The sequence below is a fragment of the Flavobacterium branchiicola genome (assembly GCF_018383905.1).
Classification (GTDB): Bacteria; Bacteroidota; Bacteroidia; order Flavobacteriales; family Flavobacteriaceae; genus Flavobacterium; species Flavobacterium branchiicola.
This window is the reverse complement of record NZ_JAGYWA010000001.1, coordinates 238,087-256,211: the sequence shown is the minus strand read 5'-3', so window position 1 is coordinate 256,211 and position 18,125 is coordinate 238,087. Positions and strand designations below refer to the sequence as shown.

Annotated in this window: 18 protein-coding genes and 2 tRNA genes; 10 read left to right on the top strand and 10 right to left on the bottom strand. The window is 32.7% G+C overall.

The window, feature by feature from the left end; genetic code table 11:
* Window positions 1–61: 61 nt before the first annotated feature.
* Window positions 62–2,491, bottom strand: coding sequence for a DUF5916 domain-containing protein (locus KHA98_RS01135; RefSeq protein ID WP_213254498.1), 2,430 nt, complete (start codon window positions 2,489–2,491; stop codon window positions 62–64).
* A gap of 322 nt (window positions 2,492–2,813) precedes the next feature.
* Between KHA98_RS01135 and KHA98_RS01130 the strand changes: the two genes are divergently transcribed.
* Complete coding sequence (locus KHA98_RS01130; protein ID WP_213254496.1) at window positions 2,814–3,536, top strand: murein L,D-transpeptidase catalytic domain family protein; 723 nt, start codon at window positions 2,814–2,816, stop codon at window positions 3,534–3,536.
* On the opposite strand, the gene KHA98_RS01125 is transcribed toward KHA98_RS01130, so the two are convergent.
* Together KHA98_RS01125 and KHA98_RS01120 are read right to left on the bottom strand one after the other, a co-directional pair.
* Window positions 3,525–5,108 (bottom strand): L,D-transpeptidase family protein, encoded by a 1,584-nt coding sequence (locus KHA98_RS01125; RefSeq protein WP_213254494.1) that lies wholly within the window; start codon window positions 5,106–5,108, stop codon window positions 3,525–3,527. The genes KHA98_RS01130 and KHA98_RS01125 overlap by 12 nt on opposite strands.
* Before the next feature lies 1 nt (window position 5,109).
* Window positions 5,110–5,547, bottom strand: a complete 438-nt coding sequence (locus tag KHA98_RS01120) for a GNAT family N-acetyltransferase (RefSeq protein WP_213254492.1) — start codon at window positions 5,545–5,547, stop codon at window positions 5,110–5,112.
* Window positions 5,548–5,681: 134 nt separating this feature from the next.
* Between KHA98_RS01120 and KHA98_RS01115 the strand changes: the two genes are divergently transcribed.
* Window positions 5,682–5,754, top strand: a tRNA-Gly gene (locus KHA98_RS01115).
* A gap of 106 nt (window positions 5,755–5,860) precedes the next feature.
* Window positions 5,861–5,933 (top strand) — tRNA-Gly (locus tag KHA98_RS01110).
* A gap of 137 nt (window positions 5,934–6,070) precedes the next feature.
* On the opposite strand, the gene pepE is transcribed toward KHA98_RS01110, so the two are convergent.
* Entirely contained in the window at window positions 6,071–6,778 is a 708-nt protein-coding gene (gene pepE / locus KHA98_RS01105; protein WP_213254491.1) for a dipeptidase PepE, read from the bottom strand.
* Window positions 6,779–6,941: 163 nt separating this feature from the next.
* Here pepE and KHA98_RS01100 point away from each other — a divergent pair, with 163 nt between their 5' ends.
* From KHA98_RS01100 to KHA98_RS01070, 7 genes are all read left to right on the top strand, one after another.
* Window positions 6,942–7,709, top strand: a complete 768-nt coding sequence (locus tag KHA98_RS01100; RefSeq protein WP_246522096.1) for a carboxypeptidase-like regulatory domain-containing protein — start codon at window positions 6,942–6,944, stop codon at window positions 7,707–7,709.
* A complete protein-coding gene (locus KHA98_RS01095; protein WP_213254490.1) occupies window positions 7,696–8,424 on the top strand; it encodes a carboxypeptidase-like regulatory domain-containing protein in 729 nt (242 codons plus the stop codon). The genes KHA98_RS01100 and KHA98_RS01095 overlap by 14 nt, the downstream gene beginning before the upstream one ends.
* A complete protein-coding gene (locus KHA98_RS01090) occupies window positions 8,414–9,169 on the top strand; it encodes a hypothetical protein (protein WP_213254489.1) in 756 nt (251 codons plus the stop codon). Before KHA98_RS01095 ends, KHA98_RS01090 begins: the two co-directional genes overlap by 11 nt.
* Entirely contained in the window at window positions 9,166–9,672 is a 507-nt protein-coding gene (locus tag KHA98_RS01085; RefSeq protein ID WP_213254488.1) for a DUF6702 family protein, read from the top strand. The genes KHA98_RS01090 and KHA98_RS01085 overlap by 4 nt, the downstream gene beginning before the upstream one ends.
* Before the next feature lie 66 nt (window positions 9,673–9,738).
* Window positions 9,739–11,985, top strand: coding sequence for a M1 family metallopeptidase (locus KHA98_RS01080; RefSeq protein ID WP_213254487.1), 2,247 nt, complete (start codon window positions 9,739–9,741; stop codon window positions 11,983–11,985).
* Between the two features lie 105 nt (window positions 11,986–12,090).
* Window positions 12,091–12,438 carry a Sec-independent protein translocase subunit TatA/TatB gene (locus tag KHA98_RS01075; protein WP_213254486.1) on the top strand — a complete coding sequence of 116 codons (348 nt, stop codon included), beginning with the start codon at window positions 12,091–12,093 and terminating at the stop codon, window positions 12,436–12,438.
* Window position 12,439: 1 nt separating this feature from the next.
* The gene (locus KHA98_RS01070) at window positions 12,440–13,003 is read left to right on the top strand and encodes a phosphatase PAP2 family protein (protein ID WP_213254485.1); all 564 of its coding nucleotides are present in this window, start codon (window positions 12,440–12,442) and stop codon (window positions 13,001–13,003) included.
* 200 nt (window positions 13,004–13,203) lie between these two features.
* Here the strand turns inward: KHA98_RS01070 and KHA98_RS01065 are convergent, their stop codons facing one another.
* From KHA98_RS01065 to KHA98_RS01040, 6 genes are all read right to left on the bottom strand, one after another.
* A complete protein-coding gene (locus KHA98_RS01065; protein WP_213254484.1) occupies window positions 13,204–13,845 on the bottom strand; it encodes an O-methyltransferase in 642 nt (213 codons plus the stop codon).
* Between the two features lie 110 nt (window positions 13,846–13,955).
* Window positions 13,956–14,321 carry a hypothetical protein gene (locus KHA98_RS01060; RefSeq protein ID WP_213254483.1) on the bottom strand — a complete coding sequence of 122 codons (366 nt, stop codon included), beginning with the start codon at window positions 14,319–14,321 and terminating at the stop codon, window positions 13,956–13,958.
* Between the two features lie 218 nt (window positions 14,322–14,539).
* Window positions 14,540–15,133: a YceI family protein gene (locus KHA98_RS01055; RefSeq protein WP_213254482.1), complete on the bottom strand. Its 594-nt coding sequence runs from the start codon at window positions 15,131–15,133 to the stop codon at window positions 14,540–14,542.
* Between the two features lie 235 nt (window positions 15,134–15,368).
* Window positions 15,369–15,893 carry a hypothetical protein gene (locus KHA98_RS01050; RefSeq protein ID WP_246522094.1) on the bottom strand — a complete coding sequence of 175 codons (525 nt, stop codon included), beginning with the start codon at window positions 15,891–15,893 and terminating at the stop codon, window positions 15,369–15,371.
* Between the two features lie 31 nt (window positions 15,894–15,924).
* Window positions 15,925–17,316 carry a hypothetical protein gene (locus KHA98_RS01045; RefSeq protein WP_213254480.1) on the bottom strand — a complete coding sequence of 464 codons (1,392 nt, stop codon included), beginning with the start codon at window positions 17,314–17,316 and terminating at the stop codon, window positions 15,925–15,927.
* A gap of 5 nt (window positions 17,317–17,321) precedes the next feature.
* Window positions 17,322–17,885, bottom strand: a complete 564-nt coding sequence (locus tag KHA98_RS01040; RefSeq protein ID WP_213254479.1) for a YceI family protein — start codon at window positions 17,883–17,885, stop codon at window positions 17,322–17,324.
* Between the last annotated feature and the right edge of the window lie 240 nt (window positions 17,886–18,125).

The window sequence follows — 18,125 nt, the reverse complement described above, 5'->3', positions numbered from 1 at the left end:
AAGCGTATTAAAAAATAATAATTTAGTTGCAGAAGTCTTTATTTTTTAAAGTTAATTCAGGCTAGGCTCTTCTGCGGAGTTTATTTTTGACAGCATTATAATCGATAAAATACTTAACACTGACTGAAAAAACATGTTTTAAAGCTTCGTTATTTAGTAAGCCTGTTACATTGTCTTTAAATTGTTTGTCGATAATGCGCTCAAAATTATCAGCGCTATTGCGATATAAAACAGAAATCTGACTTCCCGGAGCAAACCACCAGGAATAAGAAAGATCTGCATTCCAGGAATAGAAACTTGAATTTTTATTCTTTGTATATTCAGGATATGGAGTGAGCGTACCATTATGCTGTAATTGTAAAATGTCTTTATTTTCGGCATAAGACCAGTATTGGCGAATAGCTAAGTTTATTGTCATAGTGCTGTTTAAAGCATATTTTCCGCCAAGAGTATTAGAATACGTAATCACATTTCGATTGGCAAAGGTGATGGTTTTGGGAGTGTTTTCATTGTTGTCTGCATCAACACTGTCAATGTAACCTTTGTCATTGTTTTTTCTGAAAAAGCTAAACAAGTAAGTCAATAGTAGCTTGTCATTAAAACGATATCTTGGTCCTATATCAAAGGCATAAGAAAGTCTTCCGGGTTCATCTAAAATAGCTATTGAAGGATTTAAATCTATAGCAAATTTTTTGTTGTAGTTGGTCGATATACTAGCCCAGGATTCAAATTTTCTGGGGATAATAACGTAACGGTTATTGGCTCTGGGTTCGTAATAATCATTTGATTCTAAGGGGTAAACTGTTATTCCTATGCCAAAATAATTATTCTTTACCGTAGACAGGTTTACGTTTACATTGATATTGTTGTCTTGTACTTTTCCCGATTCCTTATTAAATTCAGAATACATATTCCAGTTAATTCTGAAGCTGTTAAAAAGCTTTGTTGGGTTTAAAATTCTATAATTAGCATTGCCATAAAAATTATAATAATTAGTATAGAAATTAATCCCTAAATCGTTTGGATCAAAATCTTTACTTACAAAATCAGAACCTATGCTGTAGCGATATTTTCCGCTAGTCTCAGCAAAGCCAAGAGTAGTGTAAGTTCCATTTTTGTCTTCCTCAGTATTAATATGGCTGAACTTTGCATTTCCAAATAAACTATAGGTGTTTGCTTTAGTATTTAAGTCCCAAGCTAAACCAGTAACATTCGCATCTCTGTAATGGCCATTTCGGGTTACATTACTATTAATAAAGGTAACCGATGAGTTTTTGCGAAAACGCTGATCTAATACCAATACATTATAATTAGTCAAAGGTTCAACAATAACTCGGCGAGTTTCATTTGTAATGGTATCTTTTATGGTGGCAAAAGTTTTTTCGGTAACCGCGTTCAAAACTCCAATTCCCAATCCATGTTTAGTTCTTCCGGAAACTTTTAAAGCATTGATAAGGTTAACATTCTGTATGTTTTCAATAAGTTTTTCATTGTCATTTAAATCGGGTTCAATAGTTGGTTTTCCTCCAATCCTTCTGGAATAAAACATATTACCTTTATTAAATAAGTCTGTTCCTTCTGTGAAAAAAGCCCTGTTTTCGTTGAATTGCTGTTCAAACGGACTAAGATTCAAAATTTGATCGTCGTATTTTGTTTGTCCAAAATCTGGAATCAGAATAGCATCTAGTGTAAAGGCATCATTAATACCATATTTAATATCCATTCCGCCTTTCATTGTTCCGTATGTTTTCTGGCCATCGGAGGCATTCAAATAATAAGAGGCGTATGGCATAAAAAACAATCGGGTAGGAGGTTTGATGTTTTCTATTCCGGTTAAATCTCCGTTTTGCTGTGTAAATGTTCCGATTTTAGTATCGATTAACGTCCAGGTATATTTTTTGCGTTCTCTTTTTATTTCCCTGAAAAAGTTAATTCCCCAGATTTGTTTCTTTTCTCCGGAAAAACGCAGGGCAGCATACGGAATTTTAATTTCGACAATCCAGCCTTCATTAGTAATTTTGGCTTTGCTTAACCAAACTGCATCCCAGGAATAATCTTCGCCAATAGCATCTGTCATTATACAGTCACCTTGTACATCTGCTGCCGAAACAAAAAATTCAAAATTCTGCTGACCGTCATTAAAGCCATTCACAAAAACACCAAAAAGATCTGCGGTTCCAAAATTATCACGTTGCGAGATCTCTTTTAAAATCTTTCCGGGTTCATCATCATACATCGTAGCGCCTATGTAGATAGCATCATTATCATAGATAACTTTAATTTCTGTTTTTTTAGTTTCAGGAATTGGTTTTCCGTTATCAGGTTCAAACATGATAAAATTAGTGGCAATCGGAACATTTTCCCAAGTAGTCTCATCGAGCTTTCCATCGATTGTGATAGACGCCGTGGTTGCTTGAGCCTGAACTGTTTTCTTTTGACTAAAGCTATAAAAAGAGATCAAAAGAATACTTGCGAAAACTAATTTTTTCATGAAATAATAAAAGGTAAATACTTTAAAAATGTTAATAGATGAGGTAATAGACTATACTTTAACGCAATTGTTACAGTTTGTAAAATCAAAAATAATGTTTAATTGTATTTTCTTTAAGAAAAACCTTAAAAATGTTAAGATTTTAAATATGAGTAAATATCCTACATAAAAACTTATTTTTTTGACAAAAACGCAAAATTTTACTGTTATTCTGTTAAAGTTTATGCAAAACAGCACAGATTCAGTGCGTTGAGTTTCGATCGGTGTAAAATTTTTATATTTTTGCCCTACCCAAATTTTATTATTAACCTAAAGAAATTCAATGATTTACAAGATTTATCCACTATTTGTGTTTTTGCTGCTGTCTTTTGGTAAAGATTCTAAAAGCACACCCAAGATTAAAAGTGAAACAACCAAAACTATTGCTAAGGTTGAGAAACTTACCGTTGAAGCTAAGATTGAAAGTATTTACAGCGCTTTAAATCCGAACAATTTTCAGTTACCGGAACTTAAAACTTTTTCTGAAGCCTTAAAAGGGTTTTATATTTTAAAAGAAAAAGGAGTTATCCACAAAGATATTTTAACGCTGATTGATTTTAGTTTGTCATCAAATAGTAAACGCCTTTGGGTGATTGATTTGGCGACCAATACAGTTTTATTTCAGTCGTTAGTAGCTCACGGAAGAAATACAGGAGAAGAATTTGCTTCTTCATTTTCAAATAACAATTCGTCTTATAAAAGCAGTTTAGGTTTTTATGCTACCGGAGAAATTTATCAGGGAAAACATGGAGCTTCTTTACGCCTTGATGGTTTAGAAAGAGGATACAATGACAACGCCCGCCAAAGGGGAGTTGTTATGCATGGAGCAGATTACGTTTCTGAATCTTTCATAAGAGATCATAAAAGATTAGGAAGAAGCCAGGGATGTCCGGCAGTTCCAGTTGAATTGACAAATGAAATAATTCAGTTAATAAAAGATAAATCGTGTTTGTTTATCTATCATCCATCAAGAAGTTTTATGATGGAAGAAAAGCTAATTTCTTAATTTAGCATACAAATCCGAATCCAGATTATAAATATCAGCTCTGAAAATGAGCTGATTTTTTTTGCTCCAGGCTGTCCAGTACCATTGGTATAAAGCGTATTTTTTTGTGATTTTGATACTAGTTGTCTTTTTGGAAGCAATAATCGTATCAATCTTTATTTTTGAATATTTTACAGAGTCAGCCAGAATATGTTCTGCAAGCTCCAAAGGATTTTCTACACGAACACAACCAGAACTTAATGAACGATTGCTTCTGCCAAAGTAATTACGGTGATTGGTATCGTGCAGATACACACTATGATTATTCGGAAACAAAATTTTCATTACCCCAAGAGAGTTGTTCTGACCCGGACTTTGTATATAACGATATCTGTTAGGTTTGTTTTCATTCCATGCATTTGGAGCAACAACGTTTCCGGAAGTGTCGTATATAGTGATGTTTTTATTGGCCAGATAATTTCGGTTTCGCTTCATTGCCGGTACAACATCTTCTTTCAAAATTGTTGGAGGAACAGTCCATGTTGGGTTAAAAACAACTGTTCTTAATTTTGAGGTAATAATTGGTGTTTTTCTTTTGCTTGTTCCAACAACAATATTTCTTGTCAAAGTAGTATCTTGTTCTTCAACAACATTTAAGCTGTAATCGGGGATATTAATGATAAAATAATTTTCGGCAAAATCGGTTGTAAACCATCTCCATCTTTCCAGATTGGCAATAATTTGTTCTTTTCTTTTTTCTTTAGAATAATTTAATGCATTAATAGTACCAACACCAATAACTCCATCGGCAGCCAAACCATGTCTCTCTTGGAATTTTTTAACAGATTCAAATGTTTTCTTCGTGTAAATTGTAGAAAGACTGTCTTTTCCTTCCATATCACCCCAATACAAAAGTCTTTTTTTAATATTTATTAAAGCAGAATTGGTGTCGTTTAAGGTGATCTTTTCGGCAGATTCAATGTTTTTTACGTGATCATCCGGAAAACTGTTTATAATTTCAAGTGCTTTTAACAACTCTCTATAGGTTTGCGATTTTGGCTGAATATTATCAACCAGACTATCTAATTTGTTGTTGTTGAAACCTTTTATAAGAATATTATTTACATCAAAAGTTTTTTCCTCTAAATCCCAGTCAGTGTATAATGTCTTAGGGTCTAGTTTTCCTTTATAAAGATGTTTTAAGTATTTCTCAAAATTATATGTTAGTAAAATATCATAAGTTGCCAGGTCAGAATCGCTAAGAGAACTTACTTTTTTTTCGAATTTTTTCAATTTCGAAATTTTATAATCTTCTGGTTCTAAGCCTAATTTGTCTGATTTTTCTAATTGAGATAAAACATAAGTTCTTTTTTTTAGATTTCCCCAAACAGTTGTGTTTTCAGATGCAGCATAAAATTGTTTAAGAGTTTCGCTCTTAAAAGTACTTATTTGTGCAGTATCAATTTGAACTTTTCTTTCATCAGTAAGTATGATTATTGGGGGCTTTTTTTTGACAATTGGGGTGATTTTGGGTGTGTCTTTTTTACAACCAATAAAAATGCATATTACTAATAAAAAGTAAAGTTTGTTCATTTTATAATTTTTTAAACATCATATAATGTTCCCCAACGTCTTTGATATCAAATGCTTCTCCCTCAACTTGGTAATTCATTTTTTTATAAAAGCCGACTGCGGCAGTTCGGGCATTAAACCAAATTAAATCGACTTTGTTTTCGATACAGTAGTTTTCGCAATGCTTAACTAAAGCTTCGCCAAAACCTTTTTTCTGATGCGTGTCTAAAACTGCCATTCCTCTAATCTGAGCCTGATTTTCGTCGGCAAATATAGGATTGATTTTGTTGAATAATGAAATAATTCCTATTAATTTTTCATTATCATATAATCCGAAGTGGTGGGTATCTGTTAAATCATCTCCTTCAAAGATGCAACTTTCTATAGGTTTCCCTTTTCTTAAAACGGGTTGACGAACTGCATAAGTTTCATTTGATGGGATTTCTTTGATAATATTCATAATTTTTGAAAAATATTTGATTTTATAACTTTTTAATTTTAAATAAGTTATAAAAAAATGTTGATTTTAATTGATTTTTTTTGCCAAAAAGCTTGTTTTGAACTTAACTTTCTTTCTATATTTGCACCACCAATGCGAAAGTAGCTCAGTTGGTAGAGCTCCAGCCTTCCAAGCTGGTTGTCGCGAGTTCGAGCCTCGTCTTTCGCTCTAAGAAACCAAGATTTAAACGTTTCGGTTTTTTTATCAAAAGTAAATAATTTTTGATTTTATTTTTTTTAAAAGATTAAATTATTTATATTTGCACCCTGTTAATGCGAAAGTAGCTCAGTTGGTAGAGCTCCAGCCTTCCAAGCTGGTTGTCGCGAGTTCGAGCCTCGTCTTTCGCTCTTCAAAAGCCTCAAACATTGTTTGAGGCTTTTTTGTTTTTATTATTATTTAAACCATATAAGTGATATAAGACAGTATAAGTTTTTTTGACTTTAATATTTTAAATGAACTTATATTACTTATATGGGATGATAAATTATTTCAAATTGCTTAAATCGCTTTCGGTTTCTAGTTCGATCGGGGTTTCGTTTTGTTTAAATAAACGAGCAGATAAATTTCCTTTCAGGGTAATTTTTTCTCCTTTCACTTCCAGCCAGCTTCCTTCTCTTAAACCTAAAACAGGAATTGAGTTAAATGCATGAAACTCTTTAATTCTTGTTTCACGTGTTTCACCCATATGTTTAGATTGTAAATCCGGATCTAAATAATGTGGATTTAGGTTAAACGGAATTAATCCTAAAGTCTGAAAACTTGGAGGATAAATAATTGGCATATCATTGGTAGTTTGCATGGATAGGCCACAAATATTACTTCCTGCGCTGGTTCCTAAGTATGGGGTTCCGTTTTTTACAGTTTCTGCAAGAAGTTGCATAATTTTGTTTTTGTATAATTGAGTAACCAGCAAAAAAGTATTGCCTCCGCCGGTAAATATACCTTCAGCATTTTTTATGGCGCTTTCTGTATCTTCAAATTCGTGAATTCCTTTTACAGAAATGTTAATTGTAGCAAAAGCCTCAGCAACTTTTTGGGTGTAATCGTCGTGAGAAATTCCGCTAGGACGTGCGTAAGGTATAAATAAAAGATTTTTGCAGTTTTTAAAATGAGATTGTAACGTAGGTAATAAATACTCTAAATAGCTGCCTTCGTGAAGTGTAGAAGTGCTGGCAATAATAATGCTTTTCATATTTTTTAAATCAGATTCAATCCGTTAAAGATATTAAAAACTCTCATTTTGAGAATGATTATCAAAGTTTAATTAACATATTTTTACCAAGTCCTTAATACTATATTTGGAATACATTAAGATATTTTTACGGCTTTAAGAATAATTCTAAATTTTCATCATTTTGATTCATAAAGTCGCTTGTTTTTTTCTGGTTGTTTGGGGACAAAGTATTTGTGCTCAAGTTCAGGAACGTACCACATTTACTGGAAAAATCGCCGCCAATACTTCAGATTTGGAAGGTGTATATGTGATCAATGCGCAAACCGAAAAAATGACCGTCACTGATTCTTTTGGAGGTTTTTCAATTTTAGCGGGCGCGGGAGATACGCTGGTTTTTTCTTCAATACAATTTAAAGAAAATAGAGTTTTATTAAGTCCTGAGAATTTTACGGATATTAATTTTACTGTAAAATTAAGCATGGTTATGCATCAATTGCAGGAAGTTGTGGTTAAGAATTACAGCGGTATAAATGCAGTTTCTTTAGGAATTATTCCGAGTGGACAAAAGACATATACCGAGGCTGAACGAAAGCTGCGCACTGCCACGGCTTTAAATCCGCAGGCTAATGCAGGAACAATGGCGGGAGGATCAATTTCGGCAGATCCTTTGCTGAATTTTTTCTCGGGTAGAACTGCAATGCTGAAAAAAGAAGTTGAGGTGGAGAAAAAAGAGGCTTTTATGAAGCTTTTAGAGCGAATGTTTACTTTAGAACATTTTGTGAATGTCTTGAAAATTCCTAGTGAATATGTAAAAGGGTTTGAATATTATGCTGTTGAAAATGATAAGTTTACGATAATTCTAAATTCGAAAAATAAAACTTCGACGGAATTTTTGCTGGCTGAATTAGCAACTAAATACAAAGAAATAATAGCAGGTGAAATTAAGTAAAGTTTTAAATATAGTTCTCTTATTGTTTTTGGTTCAGGTTGGTAGGGCGCAAAATACAGCTTCAAAAGAAATTTTAGGCCAGATTTTCGAAAAGTCAACTTCTGTCGATGGTGTTACTATTGTCAATAATACAACTCAGTTTACAACAATTTCAGATGAAAACGGAATGTTTTCAATTGTGGTTAAAGAAGGTGATGTTTTGGTTTTTTCATCTGTAAATTTAGAGCCGTTAAAACTTAGAATTACAGCGGATGATATGATGTCTGGTAAGCTTTTGGTAAAAATGACGGCCAAAGAAATTGAACTGAAAGAAGTTGTAGTTAATGAAAATGCAAATATCACAACCGAAAACCTTGGAATAGTGCCACGGGGAATGAAGACTTATACGCCGGCAGAAAGAAAAGTTTATACAGCAACTTCAACGTCTGTAGATAAATTAATTAATAAGATTTCGGGGCGCACTGCAATGCTTAAAAAAGAAGTAAATGTAGAGAAGAAGGAAATGCTTTTTAGAAAAATAGAATATCTCTTTGAAGAGAATTATTATACTGGCAGATTGAAAATTCCTGTAGATGATATTAAAGGATTTCAATTATTCTGTGTCGATGATACTGAATTTGCTGTATCTTTGAATACGAAAAACAAAACAATGAGTATGTTTTTAATCACAGATTTAGCCAGAAAATATTTAATAATTCTAGAAAATGAAAAATAAGTTAGGAATATTCGTTGTTTGTTTGTTTTGTCAAATTGCTTTAGGACAAAATGCTACGAGGAAATCACTTCACGGACAAGTGGTTAATACTTCACTTTCTATAGAAAGTGGTTATGTTATGAATATTAATGCCAAGACCAGAACGTTTATTGGTGCAGGAGGTTTGTTTGATATTTTGGCTCAGCCAAAAGATACTTTGCTTTTTAGCGGAATGGCATTTCAGTCTAAAAAAATTGTACTTTCAGAGAAAGATTGTGCAGAAATTCTTTTAGTGGTTCCATTAGATTTGATAAACAATCAATTAAAAGAAGTTGTGGTTCATAAAGATTTAAAAGTAAAATCACTTGGCGTTGGTTCGCAGGCAATAGTAGATATGCAATTTGAAGATGATAAGCAATCTACAGCAAAAAATACGGCAATGTACTCTGATCAGACCATTAAATACGGAACAGACTTCGTTCGAATATTTAAGGACGTTAAAAAATTGCTGAAGAAAAAAGATAACGTAAAAGAAGAGGAGATATCTGATATTGCCTTTGTTACTTATGCCAAAGATAATTTTAAACCTGATTTTTTTACTAAAACACTAGGTTTGCAAGAGGATGAGGTTGAGTTGTTTTTAATGTATTGCTCTAATGATCCTGAATCTAAAAGACATGTCGATCCTGATCAGAAATTTGAATTGATAGATTTTTTAATTAACAAGAATAAAGAATTTCAAAAATTGAATGTTCATCAAAAATGAGAAATAGGTTGCTTTATCCTTTAATCGGGATATTATTTTTATCACTTTCTGCATTTGCATTTCACAAGTTTTATGTGGGTGTATTTCAGGTGAATTATGCGGCTGAAAAAAAGATGATTCAAATCACTTCTCGTATTTTTATTGATGATCTGAATAACGGATTGGAGAAAAAATACCATAAAAAAGCATTTGTTGGTACAGATAAAGAAACTCCGGAAGATGTTGAGTTATTAAAAAAATATCTTGCTGAAAATTTCACTATAAAAATAAATGGTCAGTCTAAAGCGATTACTTTTTTATCTAAAGAAGTAGAGTCAAATGATGTTTTGGTTTGTTATTCCAGAATAAAAGAAGTGGATAAATTTAAGACGCTTGAAATTTCAAATACAATTTTAGTAGATTGGAATGCTGAACAGCAAAATATTACGCATGTTTCAGCATTCAACTCAAAGAAAAGTGTACTTTTTACAGAATCCTCGCGCAAAGAACTGTTAAAATACTAGTGAAAATATAAAATTGATATTTTAATTGTTATTTTCACCGCCTGTTTAAATTACCATCAAATTTTTATGAAAAAGATTTCATTATTATTACTTTTTCCCGCTATGTTGTTAGCTCAGGAAAAAACAACTGCCCCTGTTGCTCCAAAACAGCAAGGAAAATACGATACGAACAAATTTAGCCAGATGTACGATTTGTTGGCTACTCCAAATATGTTTCGTACGGCATCTGGTGCGCCCGGTCCGGCATATTATCAGCAACAGGCAGATTATAAAATCGATATTGAATTAGATGATAAAAACTCAAAGATAACAGGTTCAGAAGTTATTACCTATTCAAATAATTCTCCTGACAGTTTAGAATACTTATGGATTCAGCTGGATCAAAATCAGGCAAGAGCCAATACACAAAGCACTTTAGCGGAAAGCGAAAAAATCAATCAGGTTTTACCACTTGATGGTTTTTCGGGCAAATATTTGAAAAAAGATTTAGAGCGCGGATTTAATATTGAGCAGGTAAAAGATGCCAAAGGAAATTCAATGTCTTATACAATCAACGAAACCATGATGCGTATTAATCTGGTAACTCCGTTAAAACCGGGAGAGAAGATTTCTATGGCGATAAAATGGTGGTATAATATCAATAATTATAGAAAAGAAGGCGGTCGTTCAGGTTATGAATTGTTCGAAAAAGATGGGAATAAACTATATGTAATTGCACAGTTTTATCCTAGAATGGCAGTTTATAATGATGTTGAAGGCTGGCAAAATATGCAGTTTTGGGGAAGCGGAGAGTTTGCTCTTCCTTTCGGAAACTTTGACGTAAATATTACTGTTCCTGCTGATCATGTAATTGATGCAACTGGAGAGTTAATGAACAGAAGTGAAGTTTTTACAGCAGAACAGGTAAAACGTTACGAACAGGCGCAAAAATCATTTGATAAACCAGTTGTAATTGTGACTCAGGCTGAGGCTGAAGCTGCAGAAAAGGGTTTTTCTGAAAAGAAAAAAACATGGAAATTCAGTGCAAAAAATGTACGTGATTTCGGAATTGCTTCTTCCAGAAAATTCATTTACGATGCCATGGCTGTTAAATTAGGTGGTAAAATTGTAATGGCAGAATCAGTTTATCCTAAAGAATCAAATCCGCTTTGGGGAGAAACATCTACAATAACTGTAGCACATACGCTGAAAAGTTATTCAGCACATACTTTTGATTACCCCTATCCAAAAGCTGTTTCAGTTTCTGCAGAAGATCAGGGAATGGAATATCCTATGATCTGCTGGAACTACGGGCGTCCGGATGAAAATGGTGTAACGAGCAAAGAGGTTAAAAACGGAATGATTGGTGTTATTATTCACGAAGTGGGACATACTTTCTTTCCAATGATTGTAAACTCTGATGAGCGTCAATGGACCTGGATGGATGAAGGATTAAACTCATTTCTTCAATATATGGCAGAACAGGAATTAGATCCTAATTTCCCTTCAAGAAGAGGTCCTGCTAAAAATATTGTTCCTTACATGAGTGGTGATCAGAAATTTTTGGAACCAATTATGTCAAATTCTGAGACCATTCATCAATTTGGAAATAACGCTTACGGAAAACCGGCTACGGGACTTAATATCTTGAGAGAAGTAGTGATGGGAAGAGAGTTATTTGATTACGCTTTTAGAACCTATGCCAACAGATGGAAATTTAAACACCCGACTCCGGAAGATTTCTTTAGAACAATGGAAGATGCTTCTGCCGTTGATTTGGATTGGTTTTTCAGAGGATGGTTCTATTCAACAGATTTTGTAGATATCGGAATTAAAGAAGTTAAACAATATTACGTTTCTGAGACTCCAACAACAGACATTAAAGATGTAAAAGTTAGAAAAGGACGTTTCGGTTTTGATAAAGGACCTTTTGTTTATTTGGTTGCAGGAGACAATGCAGAAGTTAGTGATGCTAGCAAAAAACCGTTAAAAGTTGAAGACGTAAAAACTTTAGCAGAGTACGTAGAGAAAACTTTTACAAGTGAAGAGAAAGCAAGTTTAAAATCGCCTAAGTATTTCTACGAAGTTGAGTTTAGCAAACCGGGAGGAATGATTATGCCAATTTTAGTTGAAATCACTTATGAAGATGGTTCAAAAGATAATTATCAGTATCCGGCACAAATCTGGAGAAAAAATAATGATACTGCCAAGAAAGTTTATGCAACTACAAAAGCAATAAAAAGTATCCAAATTGATCCAAAGTTATTGACTGCTGATATTGATGTGACTAATAATTCATGGCCAAAAGTAGAGCAAAAGTCAAAATTTGACTAGATATAAAGTAAAAAAGACTCTGAAAAGAGTCTTTTTTTTTTAAGTAAATTTTAAAACTCTAAGCTGCAAAATTTAATATCTTTGTGGCACATAAAAATAAAAGATATGTTCGGTATAGGAGGAGGAGAATTAGTTTTCATACTGTTTATAGTACTAATGCTTTTTGGTTCAGATAAAGTTCCGGAAATTGCCCGTACAATGGGGAAAGCAATGGCACAATTAAAAAATGCAACTAACGATATTAAAAGTGAAATTCAGAAAGGAGCAGAGGCTAATGGCCTTGATGCAAAATCCCTTACGGATATAACAGGAAATATTAATGCTCAAATCAACGATGCAAAATCAAATATTTTAGGAGATTCTGGTAACTTGCTAGGTGATACTGCAACAGAAATTGACAAAGTAAAAGAAGATATTGATTCGCTTTCGGGACCTATAAAACGTCAAATGTAATATGCTTGAAAAAATACAAGAACTGGATACCAACCTTTTTGTGTATCTGAATGGTCTAGGCTCTGAAACATACGATAAACTTTGGCTGATTATTACCAATCAGTTGTATTGGACACCTCTTTTTTTATTAATGTTTTTTCTTATTTATAAAAAAATAGGAGGAAAACAAACCTTGTATTTGCTACTTTTTATAGCTGTTTTAATTGCTTTTACAGATCAAACCTGTAATTTGTTCAAACACACTTTCGAGCGTTTGCGTCCTTGTAATAATCCGGAAATTAATTCGTTTATTCGTGTTGTTCAGGTTAGAAAATCATACAGTTTTTTCTCTGGTCATGCTGCTAATACAATGGCTGTTGCAACCTTTTTGTATTTGGTTTTAAAACGCCAGTTCAAATATTTAGGTTTTATCTTTTTATGGCCTTTAATCTTTGCTTATAGCCGTATTTATTTAGGATTACACTATCCGGTTGATATACTTACAGGATATTTCTTTGGAGCTCTTTTTGGATCTTTGATTTATTTGGTATACAGAAAATTGAAGCCACAGTATTTTCCGGGGTAGATTTTTTTTAGTCGCTAAGGTTCTGAGATACTAAGGAGCTAAGGTTTTTAGCTGAATTAAATATATTTTGAGTTGCCTTCAGCTTTAGCTGAAGGAATCAAGATTTGATAAGAAAAAGGCTTTAGCCGAACTGTAAAGTTTGGCTAAAGCCTTTTTTTGTGACTTTATAAAACCTCCAACTAAAGCTGGAGGCAATTGATCTATAATATTCTCGAAACAGTTAATCCGTCACGAATTGGTAACAAAACAGTCTCAACACGCGGATCATTCTTTAAAAGTAAATTATATTCTAAAAGTACTTTTGTGCTTACATCGTTGGGGTGAACCGGATCAAGGATTTTTCCGCTCCACAAAACATTGTCAGATAAAATGATTCCTCCTTTATTCATTTTAGGAACAATCATTTCCCAGTAATTGATATAGTTTTCTTTATCAGCATCAATAAAAACCAAGTCAAATTTTACATCCAGATTTGGAATAATATCCACAGCTTCTCCTAAATGCTGAAAAATTTGATTTCCCCAAGGTGAAGCATCAAAATATTTTCGCTGAAAATCAATTAGTTCTTCTTTAATGTCAATCGTATGCAATTGCCCATTGTCCTGCATTCCTTCGCATAAACATAAAGCTGCATAACCGGTGTAAGTTCCTATTTCAAGTATGTTTACCGGACGAATCAATTTAGAAAGCATACTCAGAACTCGACCTTGAAAATGCCCGCTTAACATTCTTGGTAAAAGAATTTTCTGGTATGTTTCTTTATTAAGTTTTGCTAATAACGCTGGTTCGTTTTCAGAATGCTGTTCGATATAATCTTCTAATTCTTGTGAAATAAAATGCATTGTAGTGTCTTCTAAATTTGATTGCAAAAATACAAAAAATATCCACTCGCTTTTTTGCAAAAAAAAACCATTCGACAAAACGAATGGTTTACTATTGAATTGAAATGAAATTACTTTTTCAAAGCATCATTTACATCTTTTGCTGTCTTTTCAGTTCCGTCTTTTGCTGCTTTTGCTGCATTTTCAACTTTCTCTGCGCCTTTTTTAGTAGCATCTTTTACGTCGGCTGCTGTTTTTTTAGCGGCCGCTTCAACATCGTCTGCTGCTTTTTTAGTTGCATCTTTAACATCCTGAGCTGCATTTTCTGTTTTAGCTACGGCTGTGTCTTTTACTTCTTCAATATCTGTGGTTAATGAATCAACTTTGTTTCCAAGAGTTAATTCATCTTCTGCAGGTTTAGGTTCTTTTTTCTCGCAAGATTGTACAGCAAATGCTAATACAGCAACAACAGCTAAGCTTAAAATTTGTTTTTTCATGATAAATTGTCTTTTTAGGTTAAAATTTTTAAAGGTTATAACGTGGAATCATAAAAGTACAAATTTTAAAACTTTGGCGCGCTTTGTAAGATTACTTTCCTTTTTAGAGCAAGACAATTCTCGTGCCAAATTTTATTTTTTAAAACTGAAATTTCTTTCTTTAGAAAAAAAATAAAAGAGACAATGTTCTACTTGTTTATTTAGTTGTTATTAAGTGTTTATCTGATAACAAAAACATTTTCATTTTTTACTGAATCGGTTAGAGTGATATTAAAAAGTACCGTTAGTTCTTTACCAGCTTTAACCACTCCAAGTGCTGCAGATGGAGGTGTCATTTCAAAATCGGCAAAAGTCATTCGGTTAGAGCCTTGTAATACAAAAGTACTGTTATCGTTTGTTGTAATTCTTACTTGAGTTTTGTAGTCTTTGCTAACGCCAGCAATGGTGTATGTTCCGATAAAAACCCAAGTTGTTTCGTTTACTTTATCGGCAGATTTTAAAACGTATTTAATGTTTTTGTGTGATTTGGTATCCAAAGCTTCATATGCTACATCATCCATACTGGTTTTGCTGCTTTTTATACTTTCTGCAGCCAATGTCACCGTTAGGTTTTTTATATCAGCTAGTTTTGAATCTGTAAAAGTTAGCATAGCACCTCCTGTACCATCTGAAGATTTCATTGTCCAATCGTGTATATTAGAAGTTCCTGCAACTTCAAAAGTGGCTTTTGTTAAGGAATATCTTTTTTGTGCATTTACCTGAATTGATAATGTAATTACTACGGCTAATAAAATTGATTTGATCGTTTTCATCTTTATGTGGTATTTAGTTAAACCTTGATAGTCTATAAGTCAGTTTGGTTTTGATTATAACTTCTATCTTTTTCTTAGACCAAATTTATTGCGAACGAATAGTAAAAGAACTGATAAAAATCATGGTTAAGATTTTATTAAAGACTTATACTAAGGATGTCAAATATTTATTTGCTCTTAGTATAAGTCTTTGTGTAAAATTTACTTTTGTGAAGTTGCTGATTATTTGTGTTTTCTAGTTTTTGTAAAGAATAAAGTTTATTACAATATCATCCTTAACTTTTATAAGACCAGCCATTTTTACTGGCGGTTCTAATTCAAGGTCAGAAAATTTCAGATTAAGTGTTCCCTGAATTTTGTTATCAGCATTGTATAGAATAAAGTCATTGTATTTTAATGTTTTATCCGTTACGTAAAAATTAAGTTTGCATCTGTAATTTTTTCCACTTGGTTTTATGTCAGTAATGGAAACAGTACTATTTGGAAATTTTTGTACCTTAACAGTACCTTGTAAATCCCGGGTCATTATTTTGTTGCCACAATCAAAATTTGACATTTTGATCACGGTATTAAAAATATCTTTTTTAGTTGAATTTATATAAATCGTATCTTTTATAGAAAAAGTATTGGAGCAATTATATTTGCCCACAGTTGATATTCCGGTAATTTCTATTTTTATTTTATTTATTACCAAAGTTGTATCATCTGCTAAAGAAGAGGGTTTAGCACTTCCTAAGAAAAAGAAAACTGCTAAACCCATAATTAAAAAAATAAATCTTTTAAACATTTTATCAAAATAAAATTACTGCTTCGAACATCAGTCCTTTAAAGCTGCCACCAAAAAGATCGTTTGGAGTTGCTCCATTAAATTGCGAGAAGTTTTTATAGTTTTGATCTACATACTCTAATTTTGCCAGAACATTTTTAGTCATAAACCAGCCTGCTGCTGCTTCAAATCTGTTTATTTGAATTGCTTGTGCGCTTGCGTTAGAAAGTTTTCCATCTACTAAATTATATTTCCCACCTACATAAAATCTTTCTTTTTCACCAAAACGATAAACTAAATCTCCTACGTATTGATTTACCTTACGAGTATCATCGGTTCCTTTGTAATCTCCGCCAGACGTAAATTCTAACGTTCCAAAAAATTCAAGGCCTTTATACTTAATAAAAGGGTTTACCATATACGATGTTGCCCAGTTTCCATAATTAGGATTAAATCTTCCAGTGTCTTTATTTGCAGTTGGATCAAAGTTATTTGGTACAGTGCTTACCGTAGCGCCAGTAGTAGGATTTATAATATTATACTCAGAATGGCTCATTACACCATAAAAACGGCTTCCTGCTCTGTCGGAAGAATATAAATTTCCACTGGAATTTGCAGTATGATAGTAAGAACCTGTTAATCTAATTCTCAGATCCTCATTAATTTGTTTATCCCAACCTAATTTTGCAAGGATTGAAGGACTTATTGTAGTATTAGAATCTGGTTTTGCTACAGTAGAAGCAGCAGGAACAATTTCCTGAACATTTTGATTCAGTTTAGAGTTTGTTACTCCAATCATACTTACAAACCCAGATCTGTTGTAATAAACTTCTGCTCCCATTTCTGTAATAAAAGCATCCATAATATTATTTCCAACGAACGGATTCATAAAGGCATTTCCATTATCAGATCTTCTAAAATGAGCATCACCATAGTTATTCTCCATCTGACCAATTTTAATGGTTGTATATTGCATAAAATCGGCAAGGAAATCTTTCTTGATGAAGTCTAGTTTATCAATTTGCAAATAACCTCCTTTTACCCAGGTTTCATTATGATGACGTGAAGCCAGATATACATCTAAGTTTACACGTACACCATCATACAATTGTGCGCCAATAGTTAAGTTTGCATTAGGCAGATTGAAATTATTCTCTAAATTATTTAATCTGTAATTTGGTGCAGTTGCTAAATCTTTTTGATCATTAAAAGAATTTAAGGCTTGAAACTGAAGCGCAAAAGCAGCTCCTAAATCAACACTAAGTCCTTTAAATGCAACAGTGTCTTTTTTTACGTCAAATTGATTAATACCATTTTGGTTTCTCGGAATTTGGTTCTGAATATGTCCAAAACTAACTTGTGCTTTAACAGTAAATGTTGTCGCTAGAGCGATAAATAGAATAAGAATTTTTTTCATGGCTGTTATAGATTAAAATTTAAATTAAATTTCAAGGTCAAATCCTGACCTGTTTTGATGGTTCCTAGCAGAGCAGTTGGCGATTTCATTCCGAAATCAGCAAATGTTATTTTGTTGGATCCCTGCATCGTCAATCCGTCTTTTGTAATGGCTGTTTTTACAGTAGTTTTATAAATTTTACTAACTCCGGCAATCGTATAGGTTCCTGTTAGTTCCCAAGTTGTTTCGTTAACTTTTTCGGCAGATTTTAAAACATACTTTATGTTTTTGTTTTTATCTGTTTTCAAAGTTTCATAAGCGACTTTATCCATGCTTTTTTTCTCACTTTTAATACTTTCTGCTAACAGATTTATAGATAGAGATTCAATCTCGGTAAGCTTGGCATTTGCAATTGTAAAATTGGCAGTGCCTGTGCCTGAGCCGGATTTCATTTCCCAATCATGTAGTGTGGAAGTGCCCGAAACTGAAAATGTTGATTTATTGTCTAAAGTGTATGATTTTTGAGCTGAGGCAAATGATGTAATTCCTAAAAAAGTAATTAACGACAGTAATAATTTTATTGTTTTCATTTTGAACTGGTTTTAAAATATTCATATCAAGTATTTATGAAGCAGTAGCATGCGCATTTACTAGCTTTGATTCAAATGTATTACACTTAATGTAGTATTTGTATGACAAAAGTCATTGTTAAAACTTTATTAAAATGCTATTTATAACTACATCGTTTTAAATCCCAAGAAATAATGCAAAAACAGGGTAAATAATGTGCAGTTATTTTTTTTAAAATGTTAATTTTTATATTTTTAAAG